Origin of the sequence: Rhizorhabdus sp. (assembly GCF_018006725.1) — a bacterium.
Lineage (GTDB): Bacteria > Pseudomonadota > Alphaproteobacteria > Sphingomonadales > Sphingomonadaceae > Rhizorhabdus.
Genome location: NZ_JAGMXV010000002.1, coordinates 19,421 through 33,707, shown reverse-complemented (window position 1 = coordinate 33,707; position 14,287 = coordinate 19,421). Strand labels below are relative to the sequence as shown.

16 protein-coding genes are annotated in these 14,287 nt (G+C 66.7%); 4 read left to right on the top strand and 12 right to left on the bottom strand.

Annotated elements, in window-relative coordinates:
• Positions 1-3 precede the first annotated feature (3 nt).
• The 7 genes from KAY22_RS00710 to gltX all read right to left on the bottom strand — a co-directional run bounded on the left by KAY22_RS00710 (position 4) and on the right by gltX (position 6,806).
• Positions 4-837, bottom strand: a complete 834-nt coding sequence (locus KAY22_RS00710) for a sulfotransferase domain-containing protein (protein WP_296618887.1) — start codon at positions 835-837, stop codon at positions 4-6.
• On the bottom strand, positions 834-1,901 hold the full coding sequence (locus tag KAY22_RS00705; RefSeq protein WP_296618885.1) for a hypothetical protein: 1,068 nt from the start codon (positions 1,899-1,901) through the stop codon (positions 834-836). Before KAY22_RS00705 ends, KAY22_RS00710 begins: the two co-directional genes overlap by 4 nt.
• On the bottom strand, positions 1,805-2,590 hold the full coding sequence (locus KAY22_RS00700) for a hypothetical protein (RefSeq protein ID WP_296618882.1): 786 nt from the start codon (positions 2,588-2,590) through the stop codon (positions 1,805-1,807). The genes KAY22_RS00705 and KAY22_RS00700 overlap by 97 nt, the downstream gene beginning before the upstream one ends.
• Positions 2,574-2,870: a PqqD family protein gene (locus KAY22_RS00695; RefSeq protein WP_296618881.1), complete on the bottom strand. Its 297-nt coding sequence runs from the start codon at positions 2,868-2,870 to the stop codon at positions 2,574-2,576. The genes KAY22_RS00700 and KAY22_RS00695 overlap by 17 nt, the downstream gene beginning before the upstream one ends.
• An 80-nt stretch (positions 2,871-2,950) precedes the next feature.
• Positions 2,951-3,547 carry a permease gene (locus tag KAY22_RS00690; protein WP_296618877.1) on the bottom strand — a complete coding sequence of 199 codons (597 nt, stop codon included), beginning with the start codon at positions 3,545-3,547 and terminating at the stop codon, positions 2,951-2,953.
• A 484-nt stretch (positions 3,548-4,031) separates the two neighbouring features.
• Positions 4,032-5,315, bottom strand: a complete 1,284-nt coding sequence (gene gltA / locus KAY22_RS00685) for a citrate synthase (RefSeq protein WP_296618875.1) — start codon at positions 5,313-5,315, stop codon at positions 4,032-4,034.
• Between the two features lie 66 nt (positions 5,316-5,381).
• On the bottom strand, positions 5,382-6,806 hold the full coding sequence (gene gltX / locus KAY22_RS00680; RefSeq protein WP_296618873.1) for a glutamate--tRNA ligase: 1,425 nt from the start codon (positions 6,804-6,806) through the stop codon (positions 5,382-5,384).
• Between the two features lie 218 nt (positions 6,807-7,024).
• Here gltX and KAY22_RS00675 point away from each other — a divergent pair, with 218 nt between their 5' ends.
• The 4 genes from KAY22_RS00675 to KAY22_RS00660 all read left to right on the top strand — a co-directional run bounded on the left by KAY22_RS00675 (position 7,025) and on the right by KAY22_RS00660 (position 10,556).
• On the top strand, positions 7,025-7,471 hold the full coding sequence (locus tag KAY22_RS00675) for a nuclear transport factor 2 family protein (protein ID WP_296618872.1): 447 nt from the start codon (positions 7,025-7,027) through the stop codon (positions 7,469-7,471).
• Positions 7,440-9,584, top strand: a complete 2,145-nt coding sequence (locus tag KAY22_RS00670) for a ComEC/Rec2 family competence protein (protein WP_296618871.1) — start codon at positions 7,440-7,442, stop codon at positions 9,582-9,584. Before KAY22_RS00675 ends, KAY22_RS00670 begins: the two co-directional genes overlap by 32 nt.
• Positions 9,581-10,120, top strand: a complete 540-nt coding sequence (locus KAY22_RS00665) for a GNAT family N-acetyltransferase (RefSeq protein ID WP_296618869.1) — start codon at positions 9,581-9,583, stop codon at positions 10,118-10,120. The genes KAY22_RS00670 and KAY22_RS00665 overlap by 4 nt, the downstream gene beginning before the upstream one ends.
• A 61-nt stretch (positions 10,121-10,181) precedes the next feature.
• Positions 10,182-10,556 (top strand): VOC family protein, encoded by a 375-nt coding sequence (locus KAY22_RS00660; RefSeq protein WP_296618867.1) that lies wholly within the window; start codon positions 10,182-10,184, stop codon positions 10,554-10,556.
• Positions 10,557-10,605: 49 nt separating this feature from the next.
• On the opposite strand, the gene lexA is transcribed toward KAY22_RS00660, so the two are convergent.
• The 5 genes from lexA to KAY22_RS00635 all read right to left on the bottom strand — a co-directional run bounded on the left by lexA (position 10,606) and on the right by KAY22_RS00635 (position 14,173).
• Positions 10,606-11,271, bottom strand: coding sequence for a transcriptional repressor LexA (gene lexA / locus KAY22_RS00655; protein ID WP_296618863.1), 666 nt, complete (start codon positions 11,269-11,271; stop codon positions 10,606-10,608).
• Between the two features lie 57 nt (positions 11,272-11,328).
• Positions 11,329-12,516 (bottom strand): gephyrin-like molybdotransferase Glp, encoded by a 1,188-nt coding sequence (gene glp, locus KAY22_RS00650; RefSeq protein ID WP_296618861.1) that lies wholly within the window; start codon positions 12,514-12,516, stop codon positions 11,329-11,331.
• Entirely contained in the window at positions 12,516-12,989 is a 474-nt protein-coding gene (moaC, locus tag KAY22_RS00645; protein WP_296618859.1) for a cyclic pyranopterin monophosphate synthase MoaC, read from the bottom strand. The genes glp and moaC overlap by 1 nt, the downstream gene beginning before the upstream one ends.
• The gene (trpC, locus tag KAY22_RS00640) at positions 12,986-13,780 is read right to left on the bottom strand and encodes an indole-3-glycerol phosphate synthase TrpC (RefSeq protein ID WP_296618857.1); all 795 of its coding nucleotides are present in this window, start codon (positions 13,778-13,780) and stop codon (positions 12,986-12,988) included. The genes moaC and trpC overlap by 4 nt, the downstream gene beginning before the upstream one ends.
• Before the next feature lie 72 nt (positions 13,781-13,852).
• Positions 13,853-14,173, bottom strand: coding sequence for a PilZ domain-containing protein (locus KAY22_RS00635; RefSeq protein ID WP_296618853.1), 321 nt, complete (start codon positions 14,171-14,173; stop codon positions 13,853-13,855).
• Positions 14,174-14,287: the final 114 nt, after the last annotated feature.

Below are 14,287 nucleotides of genomic sequence, written 5' to 3'. Positions count from 1 at the left end.
AGGTCAAAGATAGCCAAACATCGCCATAGCCTCGCCGTGGCTGGCTTCGATGCGCTGCCTCTGCGCCGGTGTGAGGCTGTCGCGCCACCCGCCTGCTAAGCCGCGTCTGAAGAAGGGAACTTCTGCCCGCGTCCGCTCACGAAAGCCGTGCCGTTCTTCCTGTGCCTGGAGGGCGTCGAAGCGGCTCGCCTCTACAGCGCCCGCTATTGCGCTGGCAGACGGGTTCCAGCGGAGATGGCGGGCAACCCGTTCGAGCGAATCCGCAGGGGTGTCGAGCATGTCCTCGAACCGAACCAATAGTGGTTGTATTGGGGAGGCAAGCCAGCTGCGCGCATGGTCGCTCCACGTCAGCAGCCTTTGTCGCAACTGGGGGCTGCCATAGCCTGACCCGCCTGCAAGCATGGCAGCCGGATCGTCCATGAAGGCGATGGCGGCATCGATGCTGGAGCCATGGTGATGGGCTAGCGAAATGGCAACGTCACGGGGGTCGCGGATGACGTAAACGGCGCTTGCCGTGACGTCGGGAGGGAAGAGCGGTTCGCCCGCAGCCGTGCGGGTCCAGGCGTGATGGACCTTTCGCAGCTGTGGCTTGCCCAGCCAGGCCGCCTCGAGACGAAAGAAGGCCGGACGGGCAGCCTCCTCCTCGGCCAGAGTCAGGGCTGCGCTGTCGACGTCCGCCACCTCGTCCATTGCGGCGCGATCGCACGCGATCGGTGCGAACAGTTCGGATGACCGGAAGTCCAGGTTCTGGCCGCCCTTACTGAGGCTTGCCAAGGCGAGCCGCAGCCATGTGTTTCCCGACTTGGGGTAGGAGGCCAGCCAATGATAGCAGCTCATCCCGAGACCAGTTCCATCTCCGTGCGGACGCGGCGCACCATGTGGTCCACGGTCGCATCGAGCTGATCCATGTCCATGATCCGGGTCAGTTCGACGGACGGCGCCGCAAGCACGCGCATGAGCCGGGCGAGCAGTGCTTCTCTCCGCCCCATCCGGAAGGCCGACATGCGTCGATAGACCGAGTCTAGCAAGGCGGATAGCGCGGAGGAGCCGGCAAGCAACTGGTCGCCAACCTGCCGATGATCCTTGGCGATCCTCAGGTGAAATACCATGGAAAGCGGCAGGGGCGAGCGGACCGGGTTTTGTTCGATCGGAATCAGATATTTGTCGATATCAGGCCGCACGCGATCAAGCCCGCCGCTTGAGATATCAAGGGCGTCCATCGTGTCGCGCCAAAGTCTCATGCCGGGAAAGGATGGTAGGACAACCGGTCGAGCTGCTCCGTTTACATCGACCACCGTCACGTCATCAGCGAGTATGGGAAAACCCAGACGATGGAACGCGGCTGCGAGCGTCGATTTGCCTGCCCCCGAATTGCCCGCGAAGGCGACGGCTTTTCCGTCGATCTCGACGCAGCCTGCATGAAGGGGAATCAGGCCGCGCTGGTGACAAAGCAGGCCAAATACGCTTCCGAGCAGGAAGACACGGATTGCGGGTTCGCCGACCGGCAGGCGCGGCGCAATCGTGATGCGACGCCCGCCCTCGATCCTGTAGGCTGCAACGTCGGCAATCTCGTAGCGGCAGCTACCGTCGCGCGATGCCTGAAAAAAAGGTCCGACATGAATTGCCTCGTCGAGGCTGGGGCCAACGCTTCCTAGGATGATGTCCACATCCGCCGGCCGATCGTCGCCGGACCAGGGAAGAAGCTCCGGGAGAGGCAATTCGGACGCGAATTTAAGACCGCAAAGCTCATAGTGCATCTTCGTTGCCCGGAAAAAAAGAGAGTAGGATGCGCGCCGACGGCCGATCAGGGGGCGTATTTCACGGTTTCCGGAAAAAGGCGGCGTCCACCCGTGAGTTCGAGATAGCTGTCGTCGCCGATGCGGAATGCCTGCCGGACCCACATGAGGATGATGAGGTTGCGGGAACTGTGTCTCGATGTGCCGGCAGGCATATCGATCATCTCCAGCAGCTTTTCCTCGATCGCCGGCAGCCCATCCGGGAAACTATACTGGTCCGATGGACCGCAATGCATCTCATATTCCGTGCATCCGCGCTTGATCGTGATCGGAACGCCATCAAGCGCAGAGTCTTCGATCAATGTAGCGCTGATGTCCCGATGAATTGCCCGCGCCTGTTCAAGACCGTCAGCGTAGAAATAGGCGCCGTAGACGTCGGATGTGTAATGGGCGTCCATATCCGGCTGGAACTTCGACGGATAGGGCTTTCCGACCGTGGCATCGAATATGCGCACAAGCTGCGATACCTTGCGAGGCGCCACCTTGACCTTGTAGCAGCTGCGGCACGTCGAGGGGACCTGACGACGCTCATAGACATTGTCGAACAGGAAGAGGAGCTTCCGGCAGGGATAGGGCCAAGGCACCGGATTGCGCGCGGTGCGGTCATGCGAACGGTCGTCTGCGGGCAGGGTATAGCTATCTTTATCGTTGCGCTCGAGGGCGCCCTTCGCAACGGCCTGATCGAGATTCTGTGCGACGCTGTTGCGCCCGATCCGGGCCGTCAGCCAGTCGTCCTTCGCGAGGTCAGCTCCCGATCGTTGCTGCGCTGCAGCCCGATCAGCGGAACTCGACAAGGCCGTGGTCCGCCATCGTCAGAAGCAAAGCGCCAAGATCCCGTTCGATCCGATCCGCGTCGGCGGCATAGTCTTGTGCCATCCCGTCGGACAGGGCAGCCAGACTCTGGGGATGTTCGAGCCGCTGCCACATGTCCGTTCCGATCGAATCCAAGCCGAAATAGAGGCCGCTTTCCATATCCATCATCGTCGCCTCTCCCGCGACTTCGGTGGAGAGCACCGGAGGGCAACGGTAAATCGTCGCATGGCGATTGATGGAAATGGGCAAGGCATTGGTCACGGCGGCTATTTCTCCAAGATCCGATGATACCGGATTCCCACTCGTTCGCAATCGACTCCCCCGAACGGTGTAGCGCGAGCCTAAGCCGCCCGATCCAATAACGGTCCCATCGCCACGATGTCCCCCGCGCTGAAGATCATCCGGCCGGGCGTATCGCCTTCCACGCCGTGGAAGAAGAAGGGTGTGCCGAAGCTGTCGCCTTCGACCAGCGCCGATGCCATGTCGGCGGCGACGGCCATGACGAGGTCGACCTGCGCGCTGCTGTCGGAGGGCGAGGTCGCGGTCAGCTTCTTCGCCATATAGGCCTCATACTCGGCGAGAGTCGTTTCCGGACGGTAGAGATAGTTGAGCTCGCGATAGGGTTCGCCCGGCCAGGGATAGACGATGTAGCGCATCTCCAGCGCGCGGAAGCCCCGGGGGAATTGCTGGTGCACCACTTGGCACACGGCACAATCCTTGTTGGTGAACATGTAGCAGATGCCGTCGGTGGGCGCTTTCGTCGCGGGCTGGCGGATGCTGGGAAGCATCGCCAGCTGATCCCAGAAGGGAGCCAGTTGGTCCTGAAAGCTGGCTTGCCCGGCGATCCCTGCCTTGCTCGCGCCGACGCTGCCGGTGCGGGTAGCGAGGTAAAGGGCGGGAAGGGCCGCGAGCAGGCCGCGTCGGTTCAGCTTCGTCATTGCGCGGGCCGTCGATCCTTGTGGCGTTCGGGTTCAGACTAGCGTGGATGCGTCAAGCTGAACAGCGGGTGACGGGAATCGCTGTCCCGTAGAGCTTCGGCTCCTCACCGGCAACGCGGGTGGGAGGGGTTGCGCCTTCCCCTCCACCGGCTTCGCCGGTCCCCCTCCCCGTGCCGGGGAGGAATTATTGATGGCTGCCGGTGGCGCGGGAAGGTTCGTTTCCGAGGGCGCCAAGGATTTGGGGAGGCGGAAGGCGGGAGGCGCCGGTTCCTCCCCGGAACGGGGAGGGGGACCATCCGCAGGATGGTGGAGGGGTCTTCCTCATCTCCCTGATGTCGCCGGGCGGGAGGCGGGCCCCTTTCCCTCACTGCCTTCGGCGGCCCCCTCCCCGTTGCCGGGGAGGAGTTTATGCTCCGCGCGACAAAAAAGGGGGCCGGTGCTGGGCACCGACCCCCTGATTCTCGCGCCGATCGGGACCGGCGCCTTAGCGCTGGCTGACGGGGACGTAGTCGCGCTGCGTCGGGCCGGTGTAGAGCTGGCGCGGGCGGCCGATCTTCTGCTCGGGGTCCGAGATCATCTCGTTCCACTGCGCGACCCAGCCGACGGTGCGGGCGAGGGCGAAGAGAACGGTGAACATCGTCGTCGGGAAGCCGATCGCCGACAGGATCACGCCCGAATAGAAATCGACATTCGGGTAGAGCTTCTTGTCGATGAAATAGGGGTCGCTCAGCGCGATCCGCTCGAGTTCGCGGGCGGTGTCGAGGACCGGGTCGTTGATGCCCAGCTTGTCGAGCACCTCGGTAGCGGCTTTGCTGAGCACCTTCGCGCGCGGGTCGAAATTCTTGTACACGCGATGGCCGAAGCCCATCAGGCGGAAGGGATCGTCCTTGTTCTTCGCGCGGGCGATGTACTCGGGGATGCGATCCGGGGTGCCGATCTCGCGCAGCATGTTGAGCGCCGCCTCGTTCGCGCCGCCATGCGCCGGCCCCCACAGGCAGGCGATGCCGGCCGCGATGCAGGCGAACGGGTTGGCGCCCGACGAACCGGCCAGACGGACGGTCGAGGTCGACGCGTTCTGCTCGTGGTCGGCGTGCAGGATGAAGATCTTGTCCATTGCCGACACGATCACTGGATCCGCCTCATACTCCTCGGCCGGAACGCCGAAGGTCATGCGCAGGAAGTTGGCGGTGTAGCTGAGGTCGTTCTTCGGATAGACGAAGGGCTGACCCACCGAATATTTATAGGCCATCGCCGCGATCGTCGGGATCTTCGCGATCAGGCGGTGCGACGCGATCAGGCGCTGCTTCGGATCGTTGATGTCGGTCGAGTCGTGGTAGAAGGCCGACAGCGCGCCGACGACGCCGCACATGATCGCCATCGGGTGCGCGTCGCGACGGAAGCCACGATAGAATTGCGCCAGCTGCTCGTGCAGCATGGTGTGGCGGCTGATCGTGTAGGTGAAGTCGTCGAGGCCCTTCGCGCTCGGCAGCTCGCCGTTGAGCAGCAGATAGGCGACTTCCATGAAGCTCGACTGCTCGGCGAGCTGGTCGATCGGATAGCCGCGGTGCAGCAGGACGCCCTCGTCGCCGTCGATATAGGTCAGTGCCGACTGGCACGACGCGGTCGAGGTGAAGCCGGGGTCGTAGGTGAAGGCGCCGGTGTTCGCGTAGAGCTTGCGGATGTCGACGACATCGGGACCGACGGTGCCCGACAGGACCGGATATTCGGACGACTTTCCGCCGAGCTCCAGTTTCACAGATTCAGCCATGTTCAATCTCCTGTCGTTTGCCCCTGTGCCGGCAAGCCGGCTGGTTCATGCCAACTCGACCAGCCGTCAGCGCAGCTGGTCATCCAGTCGTCCCAGGCTCTCCTCGCGGCCGAGAAGGGCCAGAACGTCGAATATGCCCGGGGAGGTCGTGCGTCCGGTGAGCGCCGCGCGGAGCGGCTGCGCCACCTTGCCGAGGCCGATCCCCCCTTGCTCCGCCACCGACCGGACGGCCGCCTCGAGGGCGTCCGCATACCAGTCGGCAGTCGCGGCAAGCGCTTCGCGGGCCTGCGCCAGCAACGCCTTGCCGGGTTCGTCTAGCAGCGATGCCGCCTTCTCGTCCATATCGAGCGGGCGGGTGCGAAACAGAAAGGCTGCGCCTTCCGTCAACTCGTTGAGATCCTTGGCCCTTACCTTCAGGTAGGGAATGCTGCGCAGCAGTAGGTCCTGCTCCTGAGCACCGAATTCGCGCCCTGCCGCCGCTGCGACTCCGGGGGCGATCAGTGCGGCCAGGCGGGCGTCGTCGGCCTCGCGGATATAGTGCCCATTGAGATTCTCGAGCTTCTTGAAATCGAAGCGCGAGGGCGAACGGCCGACGCCGGCCAGATCGAACCACTCGATCGCCTGTTCGCGGCTGATGATCTCGTCGTCGCCATGGCCCCAGCCGAGCCGAAGCAGATAATTGTTCACCGCCTCGGCCAGGAGGCCCATCTCGTCGCGATAGGCATCGACGCCCAATGCGCCGTGGCGCTTCGACAGTTTCGCGCCGTCGGCGCCGTGGATCAGCGGGATATGGGCATAGACCGGCTCGGGCCACCCCATCGCGCGGATCAGCGCCAGCTGGCGAAAGGCATTGTTGAGATGGTCGTCACCGCGGATGACGTGGGTGACGCCCATGTCGTGATCGTCGACGACGACTGCGAGCATATAAGTGGGGGTGCCGTCCGACCGCAGCAGGATCATGTCGTCCAGCTCGGCATTCTGCACGGTGACCGGGCCCTGCACCTTGTCGTCGATCGTCACCTCGCCCTCGCGCGGCGCCTTCAGGCGGATGACGAAGGGCGCGCCGGCGGGCGCCTCGGACGGATCGCGGTCGCGCCAGCGGCCGTCATAGCGCAGCGGCTGCTTGGCCGCGCGCTGCTGCTCGCGCAGTTCGGCCAGTTCCTCCGGCGTCGCATAGCAGCGATAGGCGTGGCCCTTTTCGAGCAGCTCGTTCGCCACCTGCGCATGGCGGTCGGCGCGGGCAAACTGATAGACGACATCGCCGTCCCAGTTCAGGTCGAGCCACCGCATTCCATCCAGAATGGCGTCGATCGCGGGCTGCGTCGAACGGGCGCGATCGGTATCCTCGATCCGCAACAGGAATTGGCCGCCATGGTGGCGCGCGAACAGCCAGTTGAACAGGGCGGTGCGGGCGCCGCCGATATGGAGGAATCCCGTGGGCGAGGGGGCGAAGCGGGTGACGACCGCTTTTGTGTCCGTCTGTGCGCTCAAGCGCCGATTCTCCGATTGCGGGGCGAAGGCCTGCGACTGTGCAGCGCCCCCTAAAGCATTTTCCGGTCGGGTCAATTTGGCTGACGATGCTCAAAACGCAAATATGGCCCGGGAGACCGCGCAAATGCCCCGCTTCGAGGCAATCGCCCGCCCTTGCCGGTCCCCGGCTCGCGGCATAGACCTGTGCCCCGAGAGGGTGGCGCGGGAAGGACGGGCGCATGACGAATATACGGGCGGTGGTGGAGCGCTGGTACGATTGCCTGGGGCGGATGGACGTCGAAGGTTTCGCCGCGACGATGCACGACGACGTGGTGCTCAACGTGTCGGGGCGGACGGCGGTCTCCGGTCGCTGCAACGGCAAGCGCCAGCTGTTCGAGGAGGTGTTCCCCAAGGTCATGGCCAATCTGGTGCCGGGCAAGGTCAATCTCGGCCGGCGCTATCGCATCTTCGCGGTCGATCCGCCGATCGTCGTCGGCATGATGGAGGGCGGCGCCGAGACGCTCGACGGCCAGCACTACGAGCAGACCTATTGTCAGGTCTTTCGCGTCGAGGGCGGGCAGATCGTCGAGCTGTGGGAATATTTCGACACGGTCCAGGCCGAGGCGCGGCTGTTCGGCAAGGCGATCGATGTCGGTGAGCCGCTCGCCGATCCTCTCCGCTTCTGATCCTGCGGCGGTCGCCGGCGGCCTGCGCGCGGCGCTGCGCGGGCTGAACCCGCTCGCCGCGATCGAGACGCGGCTGGAGGCGGAGCGCGACCAGATCGCCTTGTGGCTGCCGATAGCCCTCGGCGCGGGCATCGCCGCCTGGATGGTGCTGCCCGACCGCTTCGCCTGGTTCGCGGCGATGGCGGGCTTTGCCGCGCTCGCCTTCGTCGGATGTGCGGTCGGCCTGGGCTCGCGGCTGGGTCGGATGATGGCGGTGGGCGGTGCGGTCGCGCTGTTCGGGGTCGTGCTGATCTGGACGCGCGCCGACTGGGTCGCTTCGCCGCGGATCGACCGGCCGGTGGTCGCGGTGGTGGCCGGGCGGGTGGTCTCGGTCGAACGGCTGCCCGCGCGGGAAATCGTGCGCGTGACGGTTGAGGACGTCGCTGCGCCGCTACCGCCCCGGCTGCGCCTCAACATCGATCAGGCGCAGGTCGACGAGCGTCTATCGGTGGGCGACGGCATCAATGTGCGCGCCCGGCTGATGCCACCCGCGCCGCCGCCGGTGCCCGGCGCGCAGGACTTCGCCCGCACCGCCTGGTTCCAGCAGCTCGGAGCGACCGGCAAGGCGCTCGATCCGCCGGTGGTAACACAGGGCAGTCAGGGCGGGTGGCTGGGCTGGCTCGCCGATCGGCGCGCGGTATTGTCGCGCCATATCGAGGGGCGGCTGCCGGGCAGCGAAGGCGGGGTCGCCGCCTCGCTCGCGACCGGAGATCAGGGTGCCATCGCCGAGGAGGATGCCGAGGCGCTCCGCCGGGCGGGCCTCGCGCATCTGTTGTCGGTCTCGGGACTGCACGTCTCGGCCGTCGTTGGCGGTGTCATGCTGCTGACCTTGCGCCTGCTTGCGCTCAGCCCGGCGCTGGCACTGCGGGCGCCCTTGCTGCTGATCGCGGCCGGGGCGGGGGCGCTGTCCGGTATCGTCTATACATTATTATCGGGCGCGCAGGTGCCGACGATCCGCTCCTGCATCGCCGCGCTGCTCGTCCTCGCCGGGATCGCGATGGGACGTGAGGCGATCACCTTGCGGCTGGTCGCGACGGGCGCGCTGGTGGTCCTGCTCTTGTGGCCCGAGGCGATTGCCGGGCCGAGCTTCCAGCTGAGCTTCGCCGCCGTCACCGCGCTAGTCGCCCTGCTCGATCACCCGCGCATCCGCGCCTTCGCCGCGCCGCGCGAGGAAGGCTGGCTCGTCCGTCGCGGTAGGTCGCTGGCGCTGCTGTTGCTCTCCGGTCTGGTGATCGAGGTGGCGCTGGCGCCGATCGCGCTGTTCCACTTCCACAAGTCGGGCCTCTATGGCGCGCTCGCCAACATCGTCGCCATCCCGCTGACCACCTTCCTGATCATGCCGGCCGAGGCGCTCGCGCTGCTGTTCGACGCCGTCGGGTTCGGGGCGCCCTTCTGGTGGGTGACGGGGCAGGCATTGGCGGGCCTGCTCTGGCTGGCCCGCACGGTGGCCGAGGCGCCGGGGGCGGTGACGATGCTGCCGACCATGGGGCGGCTCGCCTTCGGGTTGTTCGTCGCGGGTGGACTCTGGCTCGCATTGTGGCGGACCGGCTGGCGGCGCTGGGGACTCGTGCCCTGCGCCGCTGCAACGCTCCTCGCGCTGACGGCACCCGCGCCGGACGTGCTGATCACGGGCGACGGGCGGCATGTCGCCTTCGTCCTCGGCGACGGCCGCGTTGCGCTGCTGCGCGAACGGGCGGGCGATTATGTGCGCGGCATGCTGGGGGAGGCGGCGGGCCATGATGGCGAGCCGCTTCCGGTCGACGCGCTGATGCAGGCGCGTTGCTCGACCGACCTGTGCGTGACCGAGATTGCCCGCGGCGGCCGGCGCTGGCGCATCGCCGCGACGCGCAGCCCCTATCGGCTCGACTGGGTCCGGTTCACCCGCATCTGTGCGCGTGCCGATATCGTGATCAGCGACCGCCGCCTGCCGCGTGGCTGCAAGGCGCGCTGGCTGACGATCGACCGCCGCCTGCTCGCCCGCACCGGGGGCATCGCGATCGACCTCGACCGCGGCGGCGTGGCGACCGTCGCCGCCGAGGCGGGGCACCATCCCTGGGTGAGGTTCGATCGATGATCGACGATGGCGCGCACCCATTCGTCCTGCGAACATCCCGGCTGGCGCTGCGGCCCGCTCGGCCTGGCGATGTCGCCGATCTCCACGCGGTCCTGTCGGACGCGCGGGCCATGCGCTTCTGGTCGAGCCCGCCCCATGTCGATATCGCGCAAACGGCGGACTGGCTTGCCGATACGATAGCGATCCCACCCGGGGAGGGGGAGGATTTCGTGATCGAGCGTGACGAGCGCGTGATCGGCAAGGTCGGGCTGTATCGCTTTCCCGAGATCGGCTTCATCCTGCACCCCGACTATTGGCGGCAGGGTTTCGCCCGCGAGGCGCTGGCTGCGGTGATCGACCGGGCCTTCGTGGTTCATCGCCTCCCGCAGATTGTGGCCGACGTCGATCCGGACAATGTCGCCTCGCTGGCGCTGCTTTCCGGGTTGGGATTTATCGAAACCGGGCGTGCCGAACGGACGTGGTGCGTCGGTGGCCGCTGGTGTGACAGCGTCTATCTGGCGCTCGGGAAAGGGGACTGGGGCGCGAACCGATCGTGACCGGCGGCATTGGCAGGCGGTGGGGATCGCCCTATCACCAGCGCATCGACAGAGGAGAGAGATGATGGAATTGCGCTACGTCACCGTCGGCACCAACGATATGGAAAAGGCGCTCGCCTTCTACACCGAGTTGCTGGCGACGCAGGGCGCGACCAAGATGTTCGATCATCCGAGCGGGGGCGCCGTGTTCGGCAAGAACGGGGCCCCGATGCTGGGCCTGGTCCGGCCGTTCGATGGCAAGGATGCGACGGCCGGAAACGGCACGATGATCGCGTTCGAACTCGAAAGCCGCGAGGCGGTCGATGCTTTCCATGCCAGGGCGCTGGCGCTGGGTGGTGCCGACGAAGGCGCGCCGGGCGAGCGCGGTCCCGGCTTCTACATGTCCTATTTCCGCGATCTCGACGGCAACAAATTCTCGGCCTGCAAATTCGGCTGAGCACTGGTGGCCGCCCGGTCCCGCTGCGAGGCCGGGCCTGCCGATCCGATCAGTAGCGTCGCAAAAGCCCTGCGAGCTTGCCCTGGATCTGCACCTGATCCGGACGATAGCGCTGCGGGTCGTAAGAACGGTTTGCCGGATCGAGGCGGACCATGCCGCCCTCGCGCCGGAAATATTTGAGCGTCGCCTCATGGTCGGCGATGAGCGCCACGACGATCTCGCCGTCGCGCGCGGTTTCGGCGCGGCGGATCAATGCATAGTCGCCGTCGAGAATGCCCGCCTCGACCATCGAGTCCCCCGACACTTCGAGCGCATAATGTTCGCCCGGCCCCAACAGAGCGGCGGGCACCGAAAGCGAGCTGTGCCCCTCCATCGCCTCGATCGGCAGACCGGCGGCGATGCGGCCGTGCAGCGGAATCTCGAGCACATTCTCGTTCGCTGGCTGCGGAACGACGGCGGGTGCCTTCGCCTTGGCGGCGGGCGCTGAGGCCTTGCCCGTCATCTCGGGAACGCGCAGCACCTCGAGCGCGCGGGCGCGGTTGGGCAGGCGGCGGATGAAGTTGCGTTCCTCGAGTGCGCTGATCAGGCGGTGGACGCCCGACTTGGACTTGAGCTCCAGCGCTTCCTTCATTTCCTCGAACGAAGGCGAAACACCGGTCGCCGACAGGCGTTCCTGGATGAAGCAGAGCAGTTCATGTTGCTTGCGCGTGAGCATGGTCTTTGACCCCATCGGGAACGGACGGGGAACATTTAGGCAACTGCAGGAATCTTGTCAAGCGAAGGGCAGAACCTCCACCTCCGCACCCGCCGGAAGGCCTCCGGCCTCGGCCTCGCGGACGATCAGCAGTTCGGCCTGCACCAGTGCGGCAAGGCCGGCGCTGTCCTGCCCCGACAGAGGTTCGACGCCGCCGTTCGTCCAGCGCGCACGGACATATTCGGCGCGGTTGCCGGTTGCGGGGAGGGGGGCCGTGAGGCGCGCGGGCATCGGCATCGGCACGGGGTGCGTGGCGCCGAGGAGGTGGGCGATCAGCGGCCTGGCGAACAGCGTCGCGGTCACGAAGGCCGACACCGGATTGCCCGGCAGGCCCAGCACGATCGCCTCGCCCAGCGTGCCGATCATCACCGGCTTTCCCGGCTTCATCCTTACCCGCCAGAAGTCGATCACGGCGCCCGCCTGCTGGAGCGCGGGGAGCACGAGGTCATGGTCGCCGACCGAAGCACCGCCGGTCGTCAGGATGATGTCGCTTTCGCCTGCCATCCGCGCAAAGGCAGCAGCGATGGCGTCGAGATCGTCGCGGACGATGCCATGATCGGTTACGATGCAGGCGCTGCGGCCGAGCAGCGCGGCGAGCATCGGGCCATTGGACGCCGGCAGCAGCGCGCCGGGAGTCGGCTCGCCCGCCGGCACGAGTTCGTTGCCCGTCGACAGCAGCCCGACGCGGGGGCGCCGCCGCACCGGCAACGTCCCATGGCCGCCGCTGGCGGCCAGTGCAATCGCCGCCGCGCCGATGCTGCTGCCCTGGGCGAGAAGCAGTGAACCCTCACGAAAGTCGCCGCCGGCGGGTCGTACATGGGCACCTGTCGCGGGCGGCCCTTCGCCGGTCATGGTGAGCCGGTCGCCGTCGCGCGTCGCTTCTTCCTGGATGAGGATCGTGTCCGCGCCGGGGGGAACGGGCGCGCCGGTGAAGATGCGGGCTGCCTCGCCCGGCTGCAAAGCGTGGTCGAGCCCACCACCGGCGGCACTTTCGCCGACCACGGTCCAGGGACCCGGCCGCTCGGCGAAGCGGATCGCATAGCCGTCCATCGCCGACAGATCCAAAGCGGGCTGGGTACGCCGGGCAAGGATATCCTGCGCAGCATAGCGGCCCAGCGCGTCGAGCAGCGGGACGGTCTCTTCCGGCAGCGGGCCGCGTAGCGCGAGCATCCGCGCCTGGGCTTCCGCGACCGGGATCAAGGCCATCAGTCGGCCTTCCAGTCGCCCGACCGGCCGCCGCTCTTCGCGAGCAGCCGCACGTCGCCGATCTGCATCCCGCGATCGAGCGCCTTGGCCATGTCATAAATGGTCAGCAGCGCGACCGAGACGGCGGTCAGCGCCTCCATCTCGACGCCGGTGCCATAGGTCGTGCCGACGGTCGCGGTGGCGCGGATGCCGTCAGCTTCGATGGTCAGGTCGAGCGTCACGCCGGTGATCGGCAGTGGATGGCAGAGCGGGATCAGCTCGGCGGTCTTCTTCGCCGCCATGATGCCGGCGACGCGCGCTACTGCCAGCACGTCGCCCTTCTTCACTGCACCCGCCCGGATCGACTCCAGCGCATCGGCCGCGATCAGGATGCGACCTTCGGCCGTCGCTTCGCGTTTCGTTTCGGCCTTGGCCGAGACGTCGACCATGCGGGCCGCGCCGTCTTCGTCGAGATGGGTGAGCCCGCCGCTCATGCGCCGGTAAGCAGGCGGCGGGTGGCGGCCGCGACGTCGGCCTCGCGCATCAGGCTCTCGCCGACCAGGAAGCAGCGCACGCCATGCTCGGCCATCGCGTCGAGATCGGCTTTCGAGCCCAGGCCGCTCTCGGCGACGAAGGTGCAGCCGGCGGGCGCGCGACCGACCAGCTCATAGGTGCGGGCAAAGTCGACGGTGAAGTCGCGCAGGTCGCGGTTGTTGACCCCGATCAGGCGGGAGCGCAGCCGCGTCGCGCGCTCCAGTTCCTCGGCGTCGTGGACTTCGACCAGCACATCCATGCCCCAGTCGAGCGCGGCTGCCTCGATCTCGCTCATCTGTGCCTCGGACAGGGCGGCCACGATGATCAGGATCGCGTCGGCGCCGAGTGCGCGGGCCTCGGTGACCTGCCACGGGTCGACCATGAAATCCTTGCGCAGCGCGGGCAGCGCGCAGGCGGCGCGGGCCTGGACGAGATAGTCATCATGGCCCTGGAAATAGGGCTCGTCGGTCAGAACCGAGAGACAGGCGGCGCCGGCTTCTTCATAAGCTCGCGCATGGGCGGGCGGATCGAAATCGGCGCGGATCAGGCCCTTGGACGGTGAGGCCTTCTTGATCTCCGCGATCAGCCCGTAGCCGCCGGCTGCGACCTTGGCATCGAGCGCGGCGCGGAAGCCACGCGGGGGCGAGGCCGCGCGGGCGCGGTCGGACAGATCGGAAAAGGCGATCGTGCTCTTGCGCTGCGCCACCAGTTCTCGCTTGGTGTCGCATATCTCGGTCAGCTTGTTGCTCATCGCCGCGCGGCATAGCCCCGGACGGGGCGCGGGTCCAGCATCGCCCGCGTCGTCGAAGGGGAGCGGCGGCCGTCAGGCGTTTCCCTTGCGGAAGATGAACTCCAGCTCGTCGTCGGACAGCGGCTCGTTGAATCGACAGCCGGCCTCGAAATCCTTAGACCAGACGACACGCGCGCCCAGAGCCTCGCTGTTGGGGAGCTTCAGCGTGATGCTCGTGGACAGCGGCAGGTCGCAATAGACCTCGAGCCGCGCGCCATGTTTCGAAACGTCGATGATCCGGCACAGCGCGCGTTCGGGATTGCCTGAGGCGCCGTACCGGGCGCGGAGGTCGGCCGGGAGTCTTTCCTCGCGGCGGCGCGACGGTTTGACGACGGTGACTTCGGCAGAAAGCATCGATTTCCCTTTCGATCCGGGAAACATGGCTAACATGCCGTTGATTATGAATGCGTAAAGACCGTCCGAGTCGCGTCTCCTGGAGCAGCACGAATCCGCCACCGGCCTAGCCGA